Below are 20919 nucleotides of genomic sequence, written 5' to 3'. Positions count from 1 at the left end.
ACAGATATTTCAAAAATAGCATAGCGGCTGTAAAATAAACATTATCCGAAAGTTGTAAAAAAGGAGTACCTCGAGTGGTATTCACGGAACCTGATGCTTAGATAAGAGGGGCGTGGACATGGAGAGAGGCAGCGGTAATGAGCGGGTAGCGCGGACACTCGATTTGATGGAACAGCACTACCTTGTTGGACGGGATCAAGAGATTGAGTTCTTTGTCGATCGGCTTCAAGGGGCGTCAGATCAAGGCGGTATTATCAATGTGTACGGGACCGGAGGAATTGGCAAAAGCTATCTGCTGCACGAGTTCCGGCGGTTAGCAAGTCAGCGGAACATTCAATTTCTACTGCTGGACTGCCGCGTCTTTCCCGGCAATCCGGTAGACTTCTGCCATCATGTGCTGCGTGCGATCCGTTACCCGATGCAGTCGATTCTTCAAAGCAGTGACGCCTTGCAGCTGATCGAGAGCTGCTTGCAAGCCTTGGCCGATATGGCGCTTCACGGCAAAATGGTGCTGGCACTCGATTCCTTCGAATCGTTCGGCGAGATGGAATATTGGCTGCGGGAGCAGTTTCTCGCACAGCTGCATCCTGGCATTCTCGTCATCCTTGCCGGCAGGTTCAGGCTTCAGGGGGCGTGGCTGTCATCGCCAGGCTGGCGACAGCTCATCCACCAGTTGCCGCTCGGCGACCTCAATTATGATGCCGCGCAGCTCTATCTGGAGCGCTTCGGTATCGTGAAGGCAGACAATATCAAGCAGATTTGGAGCAGAACGAAGGGACATCCGCTAACGCTTTCACTGCTCGTCTCGACGACGCTCGCAGGCGCGCTGCCAAAGGAGGCATTCGCAGACAGCGAAGTGTTTATGCAGGTCGTCAGCACATGGCTGCGTGAAGTACCTGACCCGGATATGCGGGAATTGGTAGAGGCGTCGGCGGTACTTCGCAGCTTCAATCAGGAGCTGCTTAGCCGAGTGCTGGAGAAGCCGGTGACGAACGAGCAGTTTCTGAAGCTCACCGGTTACTCCTTCGTGCAACGCGTAGAGAGGGGTTGGCTGCTGCATGATTTGCTCAGGGACGCGATCGGCGCGGATCTGCGGCTTCGCAGGCCAGAATATTACCACCGGATATGGAAGCGCTGCGTCCTCTTCTATTGCGACAAGATGAAGCAATCCGCCAAGCAGAAGACAGCGGCATGGGAGAACGGCGAGATTTTATTCTACATCGGCAACCAGTTTCTTCAATTCTTGCTCTATCAGCAGTCGATCTCCTTCAGCGCAGAGCCGCTTCATCCGTCGAATTGGGCGGAGGCTGAGCGGTATATTGAACACAGAAGGCAGACGGCACGCGATGCATTTCTCCACTTTATCAACCGGGAAACCGGTCTGCAGGAAGAATACATACTGACGGCGAATGAGAGTCTCGGGATTCTGAATCAAATCCGCATGAAAGAGCTATATGAGCTTGATCCGACCTGTGTGAAGCTCATTCGCAACGCCGAAGGCACCATCTATGGCTTGATGGAGATTATACCGATCAACACGAAGACGATGAATTACTTACAGTCGAGTCCAATCTCGGCAGCATATTTCAATCATCTTTCTCATTCTGAACGAAGCGAGCTCATGGTACCTGGACATACGAAAGCCGGCTATTTTGTGAAAATCCTTGATGTGTACGATTTCTCCGATATTTCCATGATGCAGGCGTCCTTATTTACGTTTATCTCCCATATTCTAACTGCCGGATTCGTGGTCGCAGCGCCAACGGAGAACCCAATCTCCTATGCGATCTGCACGAGCCTCGGACTTGAGGTTGTGGAAGGAGTCACGCATTCTGATTACGACGGGGTGACGATGAACCGCTATTATTTCATGGATACGAGAGGCAGCAAGCTTCACAGCTATATGAGCAAAATGATTGCTTCCTTCGATCTGCCCGAAGAGGACGCGGTGCAGAGCAGACGTGCGGAGGAGCAGAAGCAAGAAGCCGCGGAAGTGTCTGGGGCGCCGGAGGTGCTGCTCTCGTTCCGTGAGCAAGAGGTAGCCCGGCTTCTCGTCGCGGGACGCTCAAACAAAGAAATCGCAAGCGAGCTTTGCCTCAGCGAAGCGACGGTGAAGAAGCATATTTCGAATATTTTCAAGAAGGCGGGCGTAAAGAATCGCGTGCAGCTGCTGAACAAGCTCCCGGCAGTTTCCCGCAAAGCATAGCAACCGAACCTAGTCATATATTTTATAAAATAAGCCCCAATCCGTTGGAGGAATATCGAGTTCGGCAATGAATGTATACAATATACATACTTTTTGTATTTTCGACATCAAAACGATCGAATGAGGGGCGAATGATGGTGGTTTGGAGAATTGGGCTTGTTGGGACAGGGTTCTGGTCGGAGAAGCATCTACAGGCTTGGAGCCGCATTCCGAATGTACAAATTACCGCGCTATGTAATCGGAGCCGGGACAAAATGATCGAAAAAGCGCGCCGTTACGGGGTTCCTGCAGAACAGCTCTACGGATCGCTTGAGGAGATGCTGGAGAAGGCGGATATCGATATTGTTGATATCGTAACCGGTCCGGAGACACATCCGGCCTTCGTCGAGATGGCAGCAAAGGCAGGGAAACATGTGCTGTGTCAGAAGCCCTTCGCCGAGTCCTATGAGGAAGCTGAGCGAATGGTGAAGGCAGCCTCTGATGCAGGAGTGCGGTTGATGGTGACGGAGAATTGGCGCTGGCTATCGATCTTTCAGAAGATGAAGCAGGTGCTCGATGAGGGCGAGCTTGGCCGCGTGCTGGCTGCGCGGTATATGCACTCGGATTATTTTACGATGCGGATGTCGCAGGACATGAAGCTGCCGCAGCCGTTCTTCAGGAAGATGCCGCGCCTTCTCTTCTACGAGATGGGGGTTCACTGGTTCGATACATGGCGATTTCTGCTTGGCGAGCCGAAGCGGCTCTATGCGGAATTCCAGTACAGCAGCCCACATGTGATTGGGGAGGATTCGGGTCTCGTAACGCTCGGACACGACGGTTTCTATGGCATGCTGGATATGAGCTGGGCGACGCGCCGAGAGCTGCATGGAGCGCTTGAACCGGACATCGTGCTGGCGCATCATATCGAGCAGTTCGTCATTGACGGCGACAAAGCAACACTGAAGCTATATGGCGATGGCAGCATTGCAATCATCGACAATAACGGTGGCAAGCGTGTGCTGACTGGACCGACCGAGCTTGATCACGATGAGAGCCACTATCGGCTGTCATCACATTTTGTCCATTGCTTGGAGTCGGGCGAGCCGTTCCAAACGAGCGGTGAAGACAATTTGCGGACGCTGAGATTAACCTTCTCCACATACGAAAGCGCGCGCACGCATCAAGCGATAAGCTTTGAATACTAGCATACGGAAGATAGAGGAACGATTGAACTGGAAAGCGATCAGGTGCGAAGAGGGAGCAATGAGGTCGATGAAAAAGCGAGTGGCGGACGCGTTAAAGCGTCTGGTGATGTCAGGATGGTAAGCCGCAGCGAGCGCGATGTAAGGCAGCTGCGTTACGGCTCACCTGCGCCATTGCCTGAGCGGCGCAGGCTGCAGGCTGGACCGCTTACCGCCATATTGGAGGAAGGCGGGCTGCGGTATATCCGATACCGGGGACAGGAAGTTGTCCGCGGCATCTATGCGGCTGTTCGTGACCAGAACTGGGGCACGATTAAGCCGGTGTTTCGCGAGCAGCAAGTGACGCGGCGCGCCGATTCGTTCGAGGTCGCATTTGTCGCGGAGCATCGCCAGGGCGAGGTGGATTTTGAATGGAAGGGTTTGATTGTGGGCGAAGCGGACGGCACAATTACGTTCTCGTTCGACGGGATTGCAGGGAGCAGCTTCCTTTGCAATCGCATCGGCTTCTGCGTCCTGCATCCGTCTTCTCTGGCGGGATGCCCTGTCCAGGTAGAGACTGCCGATGGCGGAAAGCTCGCGGGGGTGTTCCCGGAACGGATCTCGCCGCATCAGCCTTTCTCCGATATGACAGCCATTCGTCATCTTGTTACGGAGAGCGTGTCAGCAGAGCTGCGCTTTGCAGGTGACCTGTTCGAGATGGAGGATCAGCGCAACTGGACGGATGCCTCCTTCAAAACCTACTGTACGCCGCTGCGCCTGCCTTATCCGGTTGAAATCTTGCAAGGGCAGCGTGTGCAGCAGCAAGTAACGCTTCGGCTGATTGGCGCGGAAACGTATGTTGGTGGTGTGGCGGGAGGGCTTGCTTTAGCGGACGATATTGCTGAAGCGGTTACAGTCGAGCTTGCAGAAGCAGTTATTGGACGAATGCCAGAGGTTGGCTTGTCCGTAACGCCTGGTCATATGCATAATGAGCGGGAAATCGAAGTGCTTCAGCGGTTGAAGCTTTCGTTTGTGAGATCGTTATTGAAGCTGTCTGGGCCAGATTGGGAGTCGACGCTCGCTTGTGCATCGGATGCTGCGACTAGGCTTGGCATGAGTTTGGAGCTGGAAGCGGTCGTTAGCAGCGGTGATGCTATGTTGCAGCAGGGACAGCTGCGGGCGTTGGTTATGGCGATTGCTGTTGCAGGCGATGGCTCGCTAGTGGACACGATATTTATTTACGAAGAGGACAGCGTTGTAAGCTCGGGAGAGCTGCTGGTCGAGCTTCGCAGGCTGCAAGGCGAGGCGGGACTGCAGTTCAAGGTCGGAGGCGGAACGCGGGCTTATTTCGCGGAGCTAAATCGAGTTGAACGTCCGCTCGCGCCGCAGCTTGAAGCGGTGATGTATACGATCAATCCTCAGGTGCATGCCTTCGATACGGCATCCATAGCGGAGACCGTCTCCGCGCATGGAGATACGGTGCGCAGCGCTCGAGAGCTTGCGCCGGGGCTTGCGCTCAGCGTCGGACCGATCACGTTCAAGCCGCGCATGAATCCGGTTGCAGTTAGCGAAGAGGGCAGGCTCAGAGCGGAGGAGCGCGCCAATCATATTGATGCGCGCCAGTGGTCCTTGTTCGGGGCAGGCTGGACACTCGGCAGCTTGCGTCATTTGGCGGAAGCAGGCGTGGATCGTGCGTGCTATTACGAGACAGTCGGTCCGCTTGGGGTGATGGGGGAAGGTGCGGATTCGGTGTATCCGCTATTCCATGCCTTCGCTGCGGCTGGCGAGCTTCAAGGCGCGGAGCTGTTGGATTGCCGCGTATCCGATCCATTAATCTGCGAAGCAGCGGCGGTGCGTGGACGTGATGGGCGGCTCGCGCTGCTGCTTGCTAACTATACGAATGAAGCGGTCACGCTGCAAGTGAAGCTTAGCGGCGGGTTGTTGCCGTCGCGGCTGCGCGTTCTTGACGAGCGCAGCTTCGCAGCAGCTGATGCCTCGTCGCTGCGGCTGGAGGAGCGCCCGCTGCCATCGCAGCCGGTGGCTGCGGACACGCTTGAGCTGATGCTGAAGCCGTTCGCTTTCGCCATCGTAGATTGATGTGGAGGCTGAGAGTCGTAGAATCCGTCTCTCAGCTCGCGTACCATCCAACCGATCCATAAAGGAGAAATGCATGCATGTTAAGAAACATGCTGAAGTATGGGATCTGCGGCGTTCTAGCTGCAGCTCTAATCGCAAGCTGTTTCGTAACAGACGCGAAGAAGTCGGAGGCAGCCCCAGTTCTGGAGACGATCACGTACGGCGCGCAATCTTCCTTCGGTTCCGTTCAAGGCGTAAACAACTGGTTCAACATGAAAAAGTCAGGTACGACGTATTCGTATCTTAGCCAATATGACGCGACAGCCCCGGCCAAATGGAAGGAAGCTTCCGGTTATCCCTACGTCCGTGATTCGTTCTTCCATCCGGAAACGACTCTCGATGCGGTGAAGAAGTGGGTCGCTCCGCAAGCCGGAAACATCGAGATTACAGGAACGATTACGAAAGTTAATGCGAGCAGCAATGGCGTCATTGCGCGCATTTACAAAAACACGGCGCAGCTGTGGAGTGCCACAGTCACATCGTCGGCGGATGTGACGCCAAGCGGCGTCTCCGATATTCATGTGGAAGCGGGGGACGCGATTTATTTTACGATTGGCGCGAACGGCAATATGAGTTTTGACGAGACGAATTGGTCGCCGGTCATTAAGATGACGACGGCTGTCAAACTTGAAGCGGAAGGGTACGACGCGATGTCAGGCGTGACGGCTTCGATGACTACAGATACAGGCGGCGGCTCGCAGGTGGGCAGCTTTGATGCGGATGATTACCTCATTTTTAAAGACGTGAATCTAAGCGGCGGCTACAAAACACTGGAGGCACGTGTCGCTGCCATTGCAACTGGCAACAAGTTTGAGGTGCGGCTGGACAGCTTGACCGGTCCCGTTATCAGTACGTTCACAGTAGCAAATACGGACAGTTGGTCGACGTTCGAGACGCAAGTTTGGCCGATTGTTGGGTCGGCTACAGGCGTGCACAACTTGTACTTCAAAGGCGTCATCGGTTCAGGAATTGCCAACTTCAACTGGTTCCGATTGACGAATAACAATACAAGGGGAGCGACGGTTCCTTTTACCACGTATGAGGCGGAGGGCAGTACGCTGGGCGGCGGTGCGACTTTGAACAACGATACGGCCGTGAAGAAAGAAGCCTCATCTGGCAAAAGCTACGTCCACCTCGATGCGACCGGCGAATCCGTTATGTGGACGAATGTCCGTGATGCGAACCGGCTCGTGCTGCGTTACAGCATCCCACAGAATACGAGCGGCTCCATTGCTCTCTATGTCAACGGTGTGAAGCGTCAAGATCTAGCGCTGACTTCGACGTTTAACTATGATACTGCGCCGGGATCGACGTATGTGCGCAGCTTTGATGATAAGGATTTTGTGGTGGAGCTGAATGCGGGTGATACGGTCAAAATCCAGAAGGATTCCGGGAACAGCTTGGCATGGTACGGTATTGATCTAATCGATTTGGAGACGGCGGGAGCGCCGCTTGCGATGCCAGCGAACTTCATCTCGGTCAAGTCGGCTCCGTACAATGCAGTCGGCGATGGAGTAGCCGATGATACGACAGCGATTCAGGATGCCGTTAATGCCGCAGCAACTGCAGGCAAAGCCGTTTGGTTTCCACCGGGCACGTATAACCAGAGTGACAAACTTCAAGTACCATCAGGGATGACGATCAAAGGCGCGGGTATTTGGTATTCGCATCTGCATAGCACGATTACGAATAGTGATTGGGGAGGCGATGTCGGTTTCCAGATTAACGACAATACGACAATCTCCGATCTTCGCATCAGCGGCGTCGATACACAGCGTGACTCGCGCTATGGGATCATCATTACAACAACGGCAGGCGCAGGCTCGAACAATGTGCTGCAAAATCTATGGGGCGAGCATGTCGGCTGCTTCGAGGGCTGGAATGACTGGTCGAATTCGGTCATTCAGAACAACCGGATTATGAATACGTATTTTGACGCGATCCACTGGGGAGATGGCGGCGACGCGAACAACCTGGCGCAGAACAACTTCATGCGCGGCTTAGGTGATGACGGCGTTGCGCAAGTAAACCTGATGAACTTTGAGACCGTCGCCCACAATAATACCGCGCAGTTTAATACCATTATTGCGAGCTATTGGGGTAGAGGAATGTCTGACGTTGGTGGCAGCAGCTTGATCTATCGCGACAATGTGATCGACAGCACCTACAATGCTGGCATGATCGTGACGACGGAGCCGGTTGAACCGACAAAGCCTTCGTATACCATCAATGGACTCAAGTTCCAGCGCAACACGATCAATAACGCCGGGCATACGGGGCACAATCATGCGAGCCTTCATTTCTGGCTGGATGTGAATCCGATGCAAAATGTGAGGATTGAGTTAAATACGATCACAAACGGTGAGACCGAGGGGATCCATATCGATAACACTGCCTACGGTGACAGCGGCGGCCGCACACAGTTCAGTTTCAACATCGCCAGCGGCAACACTTTGGCAAGCTATACGAATGCGAGCAGCTTGGTCGTGCCGACGTTGAACGGTAATAGCGGGTTTTAGGGTGTTGGAGTGGTGAGGTGTTGGGCGTGGCATGAAAGTGGCCGCGCCTTTTTCTGTATAGATATCATAGATTTTCCATTCGTAGAGTAGGTTTAGTATAGTAGAGTTGAACAGACAAGGAGGGGGACTATTGACAACTATTCGACTCGCAACAGTAAATGATATTAGCGAGCTTGCCCAAATACGTTATACGTTCACGGTGGAGGATTATCCAGAGCTGCGGCAGGGAGCTGAAGGAGAAGAACAGTTCTACAGAACGTGCTCGGCGTTTCTCGAACAGGCGATCACGGGCGGAGACTGGTTCATCTGGGTCGCTGAAGAGGACGAGCGTATCGTCGCACATATGTACTTGCAACTCATTCATAAGGTGCCTAGACCAGGTAGAGTCCGGGACCCGTACTTCGGCTATGTCACAAATGTATACACAAGACCCGATTATCGAGGCCGCGGGATCGGAACTCAAATTCATCAGTCGATGGAGCTGTGGGCGAAGGAGCAAGCGGTCGAGTTTCTCATTCTATGGCCAAGCAGCACCAGCGTCCAATTCTATGAACGAAGCGGATTTCGCCCGAGTGAGGAAGCGCTGGAGAAACACTGGTAGCCCCATTTTGAACGCTATGGAGTTGAAGCGCCGTTGACGAACAATCTCATTATCGTATTCATTATGACAATGATTATCCATACAACAGAAACACTGTCCTATGCGGTACGGCTCGCCGGCGTCCGGCTGAACAAAATCGCTGTCGCGCTGTCGCTGACCGGGATCATCGTCCTTGTCTCACGTACGGCAAACCTTATCCAAGCACCGCTGACCGCCAAGTTCGTCGATTACGCGAAGCATCATGCGACGTTCCAGTTGCTTACGTATTTGCGATTTATTTTGCTCGCCTCGTCGATTGGGACACTGTTTGCGATCATTCTTTTTCCCACTTTCGTGAACCTGTTCGGCAGATTGATTGCCAAGCTTGAGATCGCGGGCTCACTCCCGAAGCTTATCACGAGCGTCACGATCGGCCAGTTGAAGAATACGAAATATTACCTCAAAGCACCCAAGCTTAACCTCAAACGTTTCCGCTACCTCGGCATTCCGAAAAAGTTTATTTTGCTCAGTATGATCGTGACTTCCTTCTATACCGTCGGCGTCCTGGCTTCCCTGTATGCCGCGCATATATACCCACAATTCAGCACCACCGCCTCACAGGCATCCGGCCTCATCAATGGCATCGCGACCATCCTGCTCACCATCTTCATTGACCCGCAGCTCGGGCTTATTACAGACAAAGCGCTCAGCGACGAAACCCATCGTGACCGGCTGGGCAAAATCTACGTCGTGCTCATGACCGCCCGCTTCTTCGGAACGATGCTTGCGCAGTTCGTGCTAATCCCTGCGGCTTATTTTATCGGTTATATTGTGAAAATGATCTAAACAAGCAAAAAGCCTGCTAGGCGCACTTCACAAGGTGCCGGCAGGCTTTCTCATTATCCAGGAAGCTGTGCGAGCAGGGAATCGAGCAGCGCCCCATAAGTCGCATTCACCATATTCGCTTCTTGCATGACCGTGTTGAAGTTACGGACGGTTCCCATTTGCTGATGGCGGCGATAGACTGTCAGTACCTCGTTCAAGTAGTGAAAATCAACCCTCGACAACAGCACGCGAATCCATAAATCATAGTCATGCGTGTACGGGAGCGACTCATTGAAGCCGCCGATGTCTTGAAACAGCTCCTTCGTCATCATGATGGTACAGCCGTTGACCGGACAACCGTGGCGAATGCCGTTAATGAATGCTTTTGCCGATGGGAATTTAATTGCTGCTGCATACTGCGTAATGGTGCCATGCTCGTTCATGACGTGATAGTCGGTATGGCAGATGCGTGCTCCAGTCCGTTCCATATACGCCACTTGCCGCTCGACTTTGTCAGGAAGAAACCGATCATCAGAGCTCAGCCAAGCGACGTATTTGCCAGTAGCCATCGCGATGCCGTAATTGAGTGCGCTGCCGGTCCCCCCGTTCGCTTTGCCAAGATAAATGATCCGGGATCGATAAGGTGCAATCACATCCTGATGTTTCGTCGAGCCATCGTCGATGACGAGAATCTCAATGTTCGGATACGTCTGATAGAGTGCGCTGACGATCGCTTGATCGACATAGGGATCGTTGTAGAACGGGATGATGATAGACACTTTTGGCAGCATGATCGTTCACCTCGCGATAGTTCATTCTATCTTCACTATATGGGGACAGGGCGGATGCAGACACAGCAGGTGTTCTTAGTTAAAAGACTATTTTTGGCAGCAGCTGCTAGACGTAGGGACGGAGTCTGAGGGCGACGAGGATATTGACGATATCCGCGGCATAGCGGCTTGGCGAGAAATGCGTTCGAATGTGCTGGTCAGCTGCATCGCGAATGGCGCTGCGCAGCGGCAAATTATCCATAAGCTCGCTTGCGGCCTGCACCGCTTCAGGAACCGTGCTGGAGTAGAAAAATTTGCCTGTTCGATTATGGTCAATGAAGCAGCGGACGCCGTCGGAGTCAGTGGACAGCACTGGGCAGCGGCAGCTCATTGCCTCTGCAACCGCATAGCCGAAGCCCTCGGTTATGGAGGTAGACATGAGGAGGCCGCCGGAATCGCCGATGGCGGTTAAGTAGAGCGGCATATGGCTGTGCGGGAGGTTGGAGCGGACCGTCAGCCGTTGTGTCAGGTTCAGCTCGTGAATGCGGGCATGGAATCGCTCCCGTTCGCCGGGCTCTGAGATAGTGGCGTCCTCGAACATCCAGATTTGCAGCTCCGGCCTTACGGATGCAAGCACGCTGCAAATATCGAGGAAGAGGGGCCAGTTCTTGTTGCGCTCCAGCCGTCCGATCCAGCCGATGATCGGTGCGCCTGACGGATTAAGTGCAGCAGCTGCGGGACCTAGATGGATGAACTGGTTCGTGTCGATCATATTTTGGACGTAGAAACGGGGCAGGTCGCCGAGGTAGGTTTGGAACAGCTCCATGAGGTGCGAGGTCGGCGTACTAATGGCTGCATTTGCAAAAGCACGGATAAACGTTGAGCCGAATGCGAGCGTGCCAGTTGCTTGCTCTTTCGTTCCGAGCCCTTGCGCCTCGTAGATTAGCGCGCCGGTGTAGCCAAGTCCGCGCAGCCGCTGGAGCATCAGGTGATCGCAGGTGACGATGATGGCGTCGTAACGGCCTGCTTGGAGGACAGTCTGGATTTCGTGATCGTTATTCGTCACAAAATGGGGGATGTCCGCCATGTTCTGCCTCCCCGCGCCATTCCACAGGTACAGCGCATGCACCTCAATGCCTACCGCGCGAAGGGCATGGAAGCGCAGCCGGTTCAACGTCTCAATCCCGCCGCTCGGAATAAAATAGGTAACTAGCAGCTTCATCGCAATCTTCCTCTCTCACACGCTTACATAGACACTCATTGCTAGTGTATGTCGGTGGAATGGGAGAAGCTTGGGTTACTGCTCCCAGCAGACCAGCTACATTGGCGGAAATGGCGGCGGAAACGTGGAAGAGGTCCAGCAGACCAGCTACATGGGAGGAAATGGCGGCGGAAACGTGGAAGAGGTCCAGCAGACCAGCTACATAGGCGGAAATGGCGGCGGAAACGTGGAAGAGGTCCAGCAGACCAGCTACATGGGCTGATGTTAAGGTAGACTTGGCGCGCGAGCCATACTCCGGTTCCCAAAGAGAATCCCCCAGGGATCTACATCTCCTAATCCTATCCAACCAAACACAAAAACCTCCGCCGCCAAAGGCAGCAGAGGTTCATCAATCAAACCAACTATTTCGTCTTCACGTTATTCACATACTTCTGGATAAACGTGAACGCATTGTCATGATGCTCGCCGTTGATGCGGATTGCGGCGATGTATTCCTTGCCGATGACCGGCAAGTCTTTGAGCAGCGAGCTGCCGCCGATGTCCACGCCGTAGACATGCAGTGTCGGATCGTCCTGAGTGACAGTCTTGAACGCCGACTCAGGCTTGTAGGAGAAGCTCATTTTGCTGGCAGCATCGCCGTCCAGCGGGAGCAGCGATCCGTCTTGTGCCAGCTTAATGAAATTCGGCTTATCCAAAATGTACACATCGGCTTTGTTCATCATTAGGTCGATGATGCTCTTCTGCATCAAAGCGGAGTCCTGCTGACTCGTCATCTCTTGAGGGACAAAAGTGAAGTAAGTAACGACGCGCTTCCACTGCGGGAATTGCGAAGTAAACTTCGTCTCAAACGGCTTCATATCGGAATTCTGGAACGTGCCGTCCACGTTGAAATACTCACCGAAGAAGGAGACGCTCACATTAACCGGAGGCAGCTTCGCAAGCTCCGCTTTCTCCTTGCGGTGAACATCATAAGCGTGAATCCCATAGATCAGAATGGCAATTACAGCAATTACACCGAGAACGTGGAACTTATAATAGCTGACGAAATGGTCGATTTTCTGAAACGTGGGTCCCATCGATTTATATTTTCCATAAGACGCCTCATTGTACTTCTCCATGGTCTTCTCGTCTTCATGGCCGACGATAAGCCGGTACGCACGGTTGATCTCCTCCAGGCTAGGGAAATCATCTTGCTCATCTCCTTCGCGCTGCTTGTTGGAGCGATCACGCCGGAGCAATATGAAATACCGTTTCTCCACTTCTTCCCTCGATGCACCTTCAGTCAGGCCGAGCAATTCATAGGCTTGTTTGAGATCATTCATGGCGGGGCTACCTTCTCTTTCTATTAAACTTGTAAACGCATTAGTACTAGTATACTTCCTTTGCCCCCAATCGACAAAATAAAACAAAACAGCCCCTCATTGCTCAAGTCAAAAGGGACTGTTTCATACGCGTCTTCATAGCGTCCAACGCAGCAGCAGCGCCGACTCGGTCAATCCGCCGCCGAAGCCGTAGAGCAGAACGGTATCGCCGTTAGCAATCCGTCCATCCTTAATCGCTAGATCAAGCGCGAGCGGAATGGAGGCCGCAGACGTATTGCCATACTGCGCCATACTCGTTAACGTACGCTCCAACGGAATGCCAGTGCGCTCGCAGATCGATTCCACGATCCGCATGTTCGCGCTATGAGGCACGAACCAGTCGACTTCGTCGACACTGTAGCCGCTGTTCTCGAGCAGCATCTTAATGCCCTTCGGTACCGTAGTTACCGCCCATTTGTACACTTCGCGGCCATTTTGCACGATGAGCCCGTTCGCTTGAATCGGCTGCCCGTTAATCGTAGTTGCGAGGCTGGAACGGTACAGATGACGGCCGTCTTCACCGTTCGTTGCCGAGTAGGAAGCGAGAAAGGCGCCTTCGTCATCGCGCTCAAGCAGCGCTGCACCCGCACCGTCACCGAAGAGGATGCAGGTGGTGCGGTCTGTATAGTCGGTCGCTTTGGACAGTGTCTCTGCGCCGATTACTAATATTTTATGATAAACGCCGGAGAGTAGGAGGCCATTCGCCATCTGAAGTGCAGCAACGAAGCCCGCACACGCAGCTTGAATGTCGACAGCTCCGCATGATGCGATACCGAACTCGGCTTGCACGCGAGCAGACATGCTCGGGAAGAACGTATCCGGCGTCGTCGTTGCCACGATGATATAGTCGACGTCCTCAAGCACGACGCCATAGCGCAGCTGCAAATCGCGGACGGCACCGAAGCACATATCGCTGCAGAACTGGTCGTCTGCGGCAATTCGGCGCTCCTTTATCCCCGTACGTTGAAAGATCCATTCATCATTCGTATCCACCATCTGTTCCAAATCATGATTCGTCAGCACGCGTTCAGGCACATAGGCACCAAAGGCTGTAATTGCAGTAAGAGATCGTAGTGATGAGTGAGGCATCGTTCGTCAACTCCTTTAAAGAGTAGTCATTCATAGTGGTGCCTGTTTTGTCAGTATTAGCTGTAAGGCTGCAAAAAAAACGGCATTGGCTGATTTAGATAGCTGCATTGGCGATACCAATTTAATATCAGGTACTAGTACTTGGTACTAATTATAGATTACACTACTTTAATGCTGATGTCTATATCCTATCTATAGAATCATTTTATGCCTCAATTACAACAGAATTTTACCGATAAATGGTGTTGTAGGAGTTTAGGAAGGAAGAATTGATAACACGATTAACTCATACCGTATTGTTTCTCATATTGTTAAGGCGAATGAGAATGATGAAACGGATGTAATTGGCGTGTTTTTTCTTAGAGATGAACAGGATTATGCGAAGTTAATGACTTATGTTGAGTATATAAACCAAGGACAGAGAGATTCCAATCGAAATAATAACGTGGATGTTAAGTCTAATTTGGGCAATTGGAAAACGAGTAAGGGTCATGGATGGCTATCAAGGAAAAGGTAAACAGCCGAAACAGCATATTGACTTGGAGTTAACTCCAGACTGTACACTCTTGTTATACCTTTGGAGAAAGTAGGGACAAATCGAATGGAATATGTAAAACTCGGTCATACTGGCTTGGACGTTTCCCGTCTATGCCTTGGCTGTATGAGCTTTGGCGTAGCAGAACAATGGACGCATCCGTGGGTGCTTAATGAGGAGAACAGCCGTCCGGTCATTAAAAGGGCACTCGACCTTGGCATTAATTTTTTTGACACGGCGAATGTGTATGGCGGCGGCTCAAGTGAGGAAATTGTAGGACGAGCGCTGAAGGACTACGCCAATCGGGATGAGATTGTCATCGCTACGAAGGTGTTCTTCCGCATGAATGAAGGTCCCAATGGTGCAGGTCTTTCGCGTAAAGCGATTATGAGTCAAATCGATTCAAGTTTGAAGCGGCTCGGGACAGATTATGTGGATTTGTACCAAATTCACCGCTGGGATTACAATACGCCCATCGAAGAAACGATGGAAGCTTTACATGACGTCGTGAAGGCGGGAAAAGCTAGATATATTGGGGCATCCGCTATGTATGCATGGCAGTTTCAGAAGGCGCTGCATGTCGCACAGCAGCATGGTTGGACGCGGTTTGTAGCGATGCAGAATCATATGAACCTCATCTACCGTGAAGAGGAGCGGGAAATGATGCCTCTGTGTAAGGCAGAGAAGATTGGCGTGATCCCATACAGCCCGCTTGCTTCTGGCCGATTGGTTCGCGATGCGTCTGTAACAACATACCGTTCAGAGACCGATCAAGCGCAGAAAATGAAATATGACGCAACTGCAGCGACGGATCGTTTTATCGCCGACCGGGTTGCTGCAATCGCTGAGAAACGCGGCGTTCCTCGTGTACAGATCGCGCTTGCCTGGCTGCTGCAGAAGGAACCTGTGACAGCTCCCATTATCGGTGTGACTAGCATCGCCCAGCTTGAGGAATCGATTGGCTCGCTTACCTTAAAGTTAACACCAGATGAAATTGCATCCCTTGAAGAGCTTTATGTTCCTCATCGAGTCGTAGGTGCGCTGTAAGGACAGCCATCAGGCAAAAAGGCGCAACTTAACCTAAAAACTTGTCAGCATAGCGTGTCTCCGTCCGGTTAACGCTATAACTGGGCCGCCTAAAGTCGGTTCCTTATGAAACGGAGGATGAGACATATGCAGCGGAAATTTGCAATGCTCGCAGCCGGCGCCATGTTGACGACGATGTTGACAGGGTGTATGGAGAAGCAGGGTGACTTAGGTAACCGTAATATCCGGGGCAATAGTGTAGCTTATGATATGAATGGCAACCGAATCATTCATTCAAGATTTGCGAATGACCAGATGAATGAGATGAACCGGGTAGACGGCCATCGTCTGAACAGCAACAACATTGTTGGACTGCACAAGAATTACCGTCTTGAGATGAGCGATTCCATTGCCAAACGGCTCGAAGCGATGCCTGAGGTGAACAAAGCGTATGTCATGCTGACCGATGACAATGCCTATGTTGCGGTTTCGTTCAAAGATCATAACGTTTCGGCTAAGGGGACAAGGGCGATGAACTACGTGCCAACGCCAACACCGCTTAGCCGTACGCAACAAGCTTACCAGCGCCCTTACATGAAGATTATGTCGTCCGGTACGAGCATGAGTATGAGCAGCAAAGGCAAAACGCGCGCAAGCTCAATCTCGTCTCCGAATATGACGACCAAAAACTTCAGTATGCGCAGCGTGCCGCTCTCGACGCCAACACGGACAATGCCTCCAACGATTAATCGTCCATATTCAAGCCCAAATTCGGCGCCGCTCATGAGGAGTAATAACAATGCGTCTACTGTAACAAGTGACGTTAAAGACCGGATCGCAAGTGAAGTGAGATCGATGGCTCCGCAAATTAAAGAAGTTTACGTGTCTGCTAATCCAGACTTCGTCGACCGCATGACTTCGTATATGAATGACGTGAAGCTTGGTCATCCAATCCAAGGCTTCATAGCGGAATTCAACGCGATGGTCGACCGTATCTTCCCAGCACGTAAATAGCTATAATTACCGCGTTCTTCCTTACTATTCGCAAATAGAAAACAACTGATTCGCGAGATCGCGAATCAGTTGTTTTCGTTTATTCGCCCGATTCGATCCGTTACAATCGACGAGCAGAATTGGCTAAAGCTAGTGCCTAGCTTCTTTTTGAACATACGGCCAAACGTATGCACATCCGAGTAGCCGACCGCATTCGCGATTTCGCTGAAGGACATGTTCGTCTGAATCGCAAGCTCCTTGGCTCGTTCAATGCGCACTCGAGTTAAATAATCGAATGGTGTGATTCCGAAGGCGTTGCGAAACTTAACGATAATATAATTGCGGCTAAGGCCAGACAACTGTTCCAGCTCATGATGCTGAATGTCCTGATTGTAGTTGTTCGCGATAAAGTTTCGGATGAGGACCATTTTCGTTTTAATTTTATGCTGAGGCTCTGTTCTAGTCTCCTGATCTTGCTTCCAGCCGGACAATTCGCCCAGAATGCGCATCAGTAGGCCTTGGCACTGAGTATGATGGGCAAGTCCAGGCTGCTGATAATGCGTAATGAGCTGCGTAAGCATCGTCTCGATCGTATGACCGGCAAAATTACCGAGATAGCGCTTTGTTCCGAGCAGCTGCTCAACAGGGTAGGGGATCTCGCCAAAATCGAACAAAATCGAAATACATATGTATTTTTCATTCGGAATCGTATGGACTTCATGGACTTGCTGCGGAGAGTGATAGATGAGATCGCCGCGCCTTGTAATAAAGGTCTGGCCTTCAATGGTATACGAAGCGGCTCCTTCGACGACGTATTGCAGCTGATAGCTGCTCAACATTCGGCTCTGAATATCCCATTGCTTGGGTGCATGGAACAGATGGGCTAACGTAATATAGGGCGGGTGAAAATAAAGTCCTGCCGCATGCTCGGGCAACGGATGATGGTGCAGAGGAACCTTGGTCAAGTGTAATCACCTCTTCATCTCTTACGATGGCAGATTCGTGTGATTTGGGCAACCTCTTTGTTACTTTTAACTACTTACTTGGGCGATGCGTTCCCTTATACTACAAGTGTGAAGCAGTTATTACACGGTTGGGAGCGATAGATGATGGGCGCGATTGATATCAAACTACCTCATGTTGATGCAGCTGTTCAAGATGTAATTACCGAAGGCCAAGCGCAATTTTTCCTTGATAATGGTTTTCTTGTTATACGAAATGTCCTTCGCGGCGAAGAGTTGAGCCTCGTGCAAGCTGAGATGCAGCAGCTCGTTGACCAAGGGACAGCGGAGGAAGTGGATCATCCCGATTTCATGTATGGTGTTGGTGTGAAATCAGGCCAGCCCATTCTGCGCCGCATTGAGTATGTTATTGAGAAGAGCGACCCGATGAAGGTGTTGCTCGCGCATCCTTTTATATTAAGGACGGTCGAGAAGCTGCAGGGCGTGAACTTCATCCCGACTTGGGACTCGATGGTGCTGAAAGCTCCGAATGAAGGCGTAATCGTGCCATGGCACCGCGACGCTGCCGTTCCGGATGGCTGTATTGATCCGAGGCCGATCTTCAACGTCGATTTCTATCTGGATGAAGCCGATCTGCAGACCTGCCTCTGGGTTATTCCGGGCACGAACCGCTGGACTGCAGAAGATGCGGATAAACGCATTAAGCAGCCAGGTTTTACAACAGATGATGCGATTCCGGTGCCTATGCAGCCGGGCGATGTGATCCTGCACAATATCGAAGTGCTGCACGGCTCCCCAGCCGGCGACGGCAACCCGCTGCGCCGTACCGTCTATTATGAGTTCCGCCCTGGTGAGATCGAAGCCGAATTCGGCCCGCACACGCTAGAGTATCTCGCACTCAAGCAGCATTTGCTGTACGACTGCATCGAACGCCGTAAGCAGGCTTCGTATACACAAGGCGAAACGTCTTTTGTCTATAAGCCGCAAGGTGGCTTCGCGATTAATGAGCCGAAGCAGCCGGAGCAGTACCGGTATGCGCATAATAATTACTGGCGCAGATAGAGTGAGAATCACAAACAGCCATCCCGAGTCTGGGATGGCTGTTTGTTTTTTGCATGTATAGGCTGACTTTACAGGGACAATTGCAATACGACAAATACCCGCCCATTTTTCGAGACATACCGCACCACTACAGGCGCCTGATCATAATATACTTTGACTGTATCCCTTAACCTTGTAAAACATAAAAACCCGAGCAAGGAGGGGTGACAAAATTAATGGGTAACGACCAGAAGAGCAAGTTTCTGTTAACACATCGTGAACGCGAGGTTTTCGAGCTGCTAGTACAGGATAAAACAACGAGAGATATTGCACAGCAGTTGTTTATCAGCGAGAAAACTGTTCGAAACCACATTTCCAACGTCATGCAAAAGTTGAACGTTAAAGGTCGTTCACAAGCGGTTGTCGAGCTAATAAAGCTTGGGGAGTTAAAGATTTGACGCAGTCCACCGCATACCTTGCTCAGCCTTCTAGCATCGACTCCGGTTCTCCGGGGACGAAGCAAGAAGGCTTTTTGACTCACTGGAATTATATTTCATTAGCTCTGTTTAGTAGCCCAGCTTCAGAAAATTTCACTTGATTTAATCAATGGGAGTGTGGCTGCACGTGGAACGTGAACTTGCACTAGAAATTGTCCGCGTCACTGAACTGGCGGCGCTGGCCGCCGCACCGTGGATGGGGCGGGGCGACAAGCACCATGCTGATGAAGCGGCGACGAATGCGATGCGTGGCATGCTCGATTCCGTGTCGATGCGGGGCACTGTTGTCATCGGCGAAGGTGAGATGGATGAGGCGCCGATGCTCTATATCGGCGAGGAAGTAGGCAACCTTCAAGGCCCAGAGGTCGACGTGGCCGTTGATCCGCTTGAAGGGACGGAGCTTGTTGCGCGCGGACTCAACAATGCAATGGCGGTCATTGCCGTTGCCCCGAAGGGCAAGCTGCTGCATGCTCCAGATATGTATATGGAGAAGCTCGCAGTCGGACCGGCGCTTGCCGGCAAGCTCAGTATCGAAGACCCGATTCGCACGACGGTCGAGAAGGCTGCACTTGTGCTGAACAAGCAGGTGTCTGATCTGACAGTCATGCTGCTCGATCGTAAACGCCATGCAGACATCATACGCACGCTGCGCGAGGTAGGTGTTCGCATCAAGTTTCTCTCTGATGGCGATGTCGCAGGCGCGATCGCTCCGGCATTCCCGGAGGCGGGTATCGACCTGTATGTCGGCTCCGGCGGCGCACCAGAAGGCGTGCTCGCGGCCGCGGCGCTCAAGTGCTTAGGCGGCGAGATTCAAGGAAGACTTATGCCTGAGAATGAAGAGCAGGAGAAACGCTGCATCGCGATGGGTTTAACGAATCCGCGCAAGCTGCTGCGAATGGATGATATGGTTGGCGACACGGATGTGATTTTTGCTGCTACAGGGGTGACGCCTGGGGAGTTTCTTGGCGGGGTAACGATGCTGCCGGGACAGCGCGCTGAGACTCATTCGATAGTCATGCGAGCGAAGACGCGTACGATTCGTTACATCAAATCACAGCATTACTTGCCAAATAAGCCGCTGCTCGGCCAGATTAGTCTGCTCGGAACGAAAGCGTAACCGATATTTACATGTAAGAAGGACGCTCCCACGGCGCAAACTAGCGAGGGGAACGTCCTTTTTAATGGTTATCCGAAAAATAACCGGTCATAATAGCGCAAATACTGCTCTTTCAGCTGCTCCGCCGATTGACCGCGTTCTTCAGTGAAATACGCGAAGGCGATTGGACTCATCGAGGTTGCGATCTGAAAGGCGGCAAATTCGGCATCCAGCGATCGGATTTCACCGTTAGCTACAGCTTCATCTAGCAATTGCTTTATCGAGCCAATGACGAAGCTGAATGGCTCCGACTGAAAAACATTGATGTTGTCGTCAATGCACCATGCATCCGGCTTGATCGCATTAAACCATTGTAATTCTGTCCCGACAAAATCGATCCAGCAAGCTAAGAAATGAGCCAGCTTCTCGCGGACAGGCTGCTTCAAAGCCGGGGTGAATTCAGACTTCATGTCACCCGCGAATCGTCCGAAGCGTTCCGTGAACAGATCCAGGCACAGTTCCGCTTTCGAGGAATAGCGCCTATACAGCGTGCCTTGTCCGACACCGGCTGCTTTGGCAATCTGGTGCATGCTGACGCTGTCGATACCATGCTCCTGGAACAGCTGGGACGCTGTATCAAGGATAAGTTCGCGATTGCTGGCGGCATCCTTTCGTTCGCTCCGTTGCATCATGAACCATGAACCTCCTGATTTTGAAAAAAATTCACATTGTCGTTCATTGACAATGCGGAGACGGTTCATGTAAGCTGAACAGTAAGCGGACAATTGTCCATTTACTAAAAAACCGTCAAGTTTCGTTAGGCTATTGTGCCTACATTGTACTCCTCTGTTAAATGGGGGTCAATGCAGCATATAGCGGAAGAAGCTGGAGAGACGGAAAA

17 protein-coding genes are annotated in these 20919 nt (G+C 52.0%); 11 read left to right on the top strand and 6 right to left on the bottom strand.

Annotation, left to right across the window (positions count from 1 at the left end; genetic code table 11):
• Nucleotides 1-118 precede the first annotated feature (118 nt).
• The 6 genes from BMY11_RS12055 (at nt 119) to BMY11_RS12030 (ending at nt 9447) form a co-directional block, all read left to right on the top strand.
• Complete coding sequence (locus tag BMY11_RS12055) at nt 119-2206, top strand: helix-turn-helix transcriptional regulator (RefSeq protein ID WP_090575853.1); 2088 nt, start codon at nt 119-121, stop codon at nt 2204-2206.
• Nucleotides 2207-2337: 131 nt separating this feature from the next.
• Nucleotides 2338-3390: a Gfo/Idh/MocA family protein gene (locus BMY11_RS12050; RefSeq protein WP_256217425.1), complete on the top strand. Its 1053-nt coding sequence runs from the start codon at nt 2338-2340 to the stop codon at nt 3388-3390.
• Between the two features lie 42 nt (nt 3391-3432).
• Entirely contained in the window at nt 3433-5463 is a 2031-nt protein-coding gene (locus BMY11_RS12045) for a D-apionate lactonase family protein (protein WP_143069252.1), read from the top strand.
• Between the two features lie 77 nt (nt 5464-5540).
• Nucleotides 5541-8021: a carbohydrate-binding protein gene (locus BMY11_RS29595; protein ID WP_090575846.1), complete on the top strand. Its 2481-nt coding sequence runs from the start codon at nt 5541-5543 to the stop codon at nt 8019-8021.
• A 130-nt stretch (nt 8022-8151) separates the two neighbouring features.
• Nucleotides 8152-8622 (top strand): GNAT family N-acetyltransferase, encoded by a 471-nt coding sequence (locus BMY11_RS12035; protein WP_090575843.1) that lies wholly within the window; start codon nt 8152-8154, stop codon nt 8620-8622.
• Nucleotides 8623-8655: 33 nt separating this feature from the next.
• Complete coding sequence (locus tag BMY11_RS12030) at nt 8656-9447, top strand: lipid II flippase Amj family protein (RefSeq protein ID WP_090575840.1); 792 nt, start codon at nt 8656-8658, stop codon at nt 9445-9447.
• Between the two features lie 53 nt (nt 9448-9500).
• Here the strand turns inward: BMY11_RS12030 and BMY11_RS12025 are convergent, their stop codons facing one another.
• From BMY11_RS12025 to BMY11_RS12005, 4 genes are all read right to left on the bottom strand, one after another.
• The gene (locus tag BMY11_RS12025) at nt 9501-10217 is read right to left on the bottom strand and encodes a glycosyltransferase (RefSeq protein ID WP_090575837.1); all 717 of its coding nucleotides are present in this window, start codon (nt 10215-10217) and stop codon (nt 9501-9503) included.
• 106 nt (nt 10218-10323) lie between these two features.
• Complete coding sequence (locus BMY11_RS12020; protein ID WP_090575834.1) at nt 10324-11418, bottom strand: glycosyltransferase family 4 protein; 1095 nt, start codon at nt 11416-11418, stop codon at nt 10324-10326.
• 401 nt (nt 11419-11819) lie between these two features.
• A complete protein-coding gene (locus BMY11_RS12010; RefSeq protein ID WP_090575828.1) occupies nt 11820-12740 on the bottom strand; it encodes a hypothetical protein in 921 nt (306 codons plus the stop codon).
• A 135-nt stretch (nt 12741-12875) separates the two neighbouring features.
• Nucleotides 12876-13868 (bottom strand): ketoacyl-ACP synthase III, encoded by a 993-nt coding sequence (locus BMY11_RS12005; RefSeq protein ID WP_090575825.1) that lies wholly within the window; start codon nt 13866-13868, stop codon nt 12876-12878.
• A gap of 601 nt (nt 13869-14469) precedes the next feature.
• Between BMY11_RS12005 and BMY11_RS12000 the strand changes: the two genes are divergently transcribed.
• Together BMY11_RS12000 and BMY11_RS11995 are read left to right on the top strand one after the other, a co-directional pair.
• A complete protein-coding gene (locus BMY11_RS12000) occupies nt 14470-15450 on the top strand; it encodes an aldo/keto reductase (protein ID WP_090575823.1) in 981 nt (326 codons plus the stop codon).
• A gap of 126 nt (nt 15451-15576) precedes the next feature.
• On the top strand, nt 15577-16443 hold the full coding sequence (locus BMY11_RS11995; protein WP_177182606.1) for a YhcN/YlaJ family sporulation lipoprotein: 867 nt from the start codon (nt 15577-15579) through the stop codon (nt 16441-16443).
• A gap of 65 nt (nt 16444-16508) precedes the next feature.
• On the opposite strand, the gene BMY11_RS11990 is transcribed toward BMY11_RS11995, so the two are convergent.
• Nucleotides 16509-17387: an AraC family transcriptional regulator gene (locus tag BMY11_RS11990; protein WP_256217424.1), complete on the bottom strand. Its 879-nt coding sequence runs from the start codon at nt 17385-17387 to the stop codon at nt 16509-16511.
• Nucleotides 17388-17528: 141 nt separating this feature from the next.
• Between BMY11_RS11990 and BMY11_RS11985 the strand changes: the two genes are divergently transcribed.
• The 3 genes from BMY11_RS11985 to glpX all read left to right on the top strand — a co-directional run bounded on the left by BMY11_RS11985 (nt 17529) and on the right by glpX (nt 20039).
• Complete coding sequence (locus tag BMY11_RS11985) at nt 17529-18446, top strand: phytanoyl-CoA dioxygenase family protein (protein ID WP_256217423.1); 918 nt, start codon at nt 17529-17531, stop codon at nt 18444-18446.
• 215 nt (nt 18447-18661) lie between these two features.
• A complete protein-coding gene (locus BMY11_RS11980) occupies nt 18662-18883 on the top strand; it encodes a helix-turn-helix domain-containing protein (protein ID WP_090575815.1) in 222 nt (73 codons plus the stop codon).
• A gap of 166 nt (nt 18884-19049) precedes the next feature.
• On the top strand, nt 19050-20039 hold the full coding sequence (gene glpX, locus BMY11_RS11975) for a class II fructose-bisphosphatase (protein ID WP_090575813.1): 990 nt from the start codon (nt 19050-19052) through the stop codon (nt 20037-20039).
• Between the two features lie 68 nt (nt 20040-20107).
• Here the strand turns inward: glpX and BMY11_RS11970 are convergent, their stop codons facing one another.
• On the bottom strand, nt 20108-20710 hold the full coding sequence (locus BMY11_RS11970) for a TetR/AcrR family transcriptional regulator (RefSeq protein ID WP_090575811.1): 603 nt from the start codon (nt 20708-20710) through the stop codon (nt 20108-20110).
• Nucleotides 20711-20919: the final 209 nt, after the last annotated feature.

The organism is Paenibacillus sp. OV219, assembly GCF_900110075.1.
Taxonomy (GTDB): domain Bacteria; phylum Bacillota; class Bacilli; order Paenibacillales; family Paenibacillaceae; genus Paenibacillus_Z.
Note: the sequence above shows the minus strand (reverse complement) of the source record. Positions and strands in the feature narration are given on the sequence as shown.

Excerpts from the sequence above, each read along its gene's own strand:
- BMY11_RS12055 (WP_090575853.1), top strand. The coding sequence starts at position 119 with ATGGAGAGAGGCAGCGGTAATGAGCGGGTAGCGCGGACACTCGATTTG.
- BMY11_RS12050 (WP_256217425.1), top strand. The coding sequence starts at position 2,338 with ATGATGGTGGTTTGGAGAATTGGGCTTGTTGGGACAGGGTTCTGGTCG.
- BMY11_RS29595 (WP_090575846.1), top strand. The coding sequence starts at position 5,541 with ATGTTAAGAAACATGCTGAAGTATGGGATCTGCGGCGTTCTAGCTGCA.
- BMY11_RS12025 (WP_090575837.1), bottom strand. The coding sequence starts at position 10,217 with ATGCTGCCAAAAGTGTCTATCATCATCCCGTTCTACAACGATCCCTAT.
- BMY11_RS12020 (WP_090575834.1), bottom strand. The coding sequence starts at position 11,418 with ATGAAGCTGCTAGTTACCTATTTTATTCCGAGCGGCGGGATTGAGACG.
- BMY11_RS12010 (WP_090575828.1), bottom strand. The coding sequence starts at position 12,740 with ATGAATGATCTCAAACAAGCCTATGAATTGCTCGGCCTGACTGAAGGT.
- BMY11_RS12005 (WP_090575825.1), bottom strand. The coding sequence starts at position 13,868 with ATGCCTCACTCATCACTACGATCTCTTACTGCAATTACAGCCTTTGGT.
- BMY11_RS12000 (WP_090575823.1), top strand. The coding sequence starts at position 14,470 with ATGGAATATGTAAAACTCGGTCATACTGGCTTGGACGTTTCCCGTCTA.
- BMY11_RS11995 (WP_177182606.1), top strand. The coding sequence starts at position 15,577 with ATGCAGCGGAAATTTGCAATGCTCGCAGCCGGCGCCATGTTGACGACG.
- BMY11_RS11985 (WP_256217423.1), top strand. The coding sequence starts at position 17,529 with ATGATGGGCGCGATTGATATCAAACTACCTCATGTTGATGCAGCTGTT.
- BMY11_RS11980 (WP_090575815.1), top strand. The coding sequence starts at position 18,662 with ATGGGTAACGACCAGAAGAGCAAGTTTCTGTTAACACATCGTGAACGC.
- BMY11_RS11970 (WP_090575811.1), bottom strand. The coding sequence starts at position 20,710 with ATGATGCAACGGAGCGAACGAAAGGATGCCGCCAGCAATCGCGAACTT.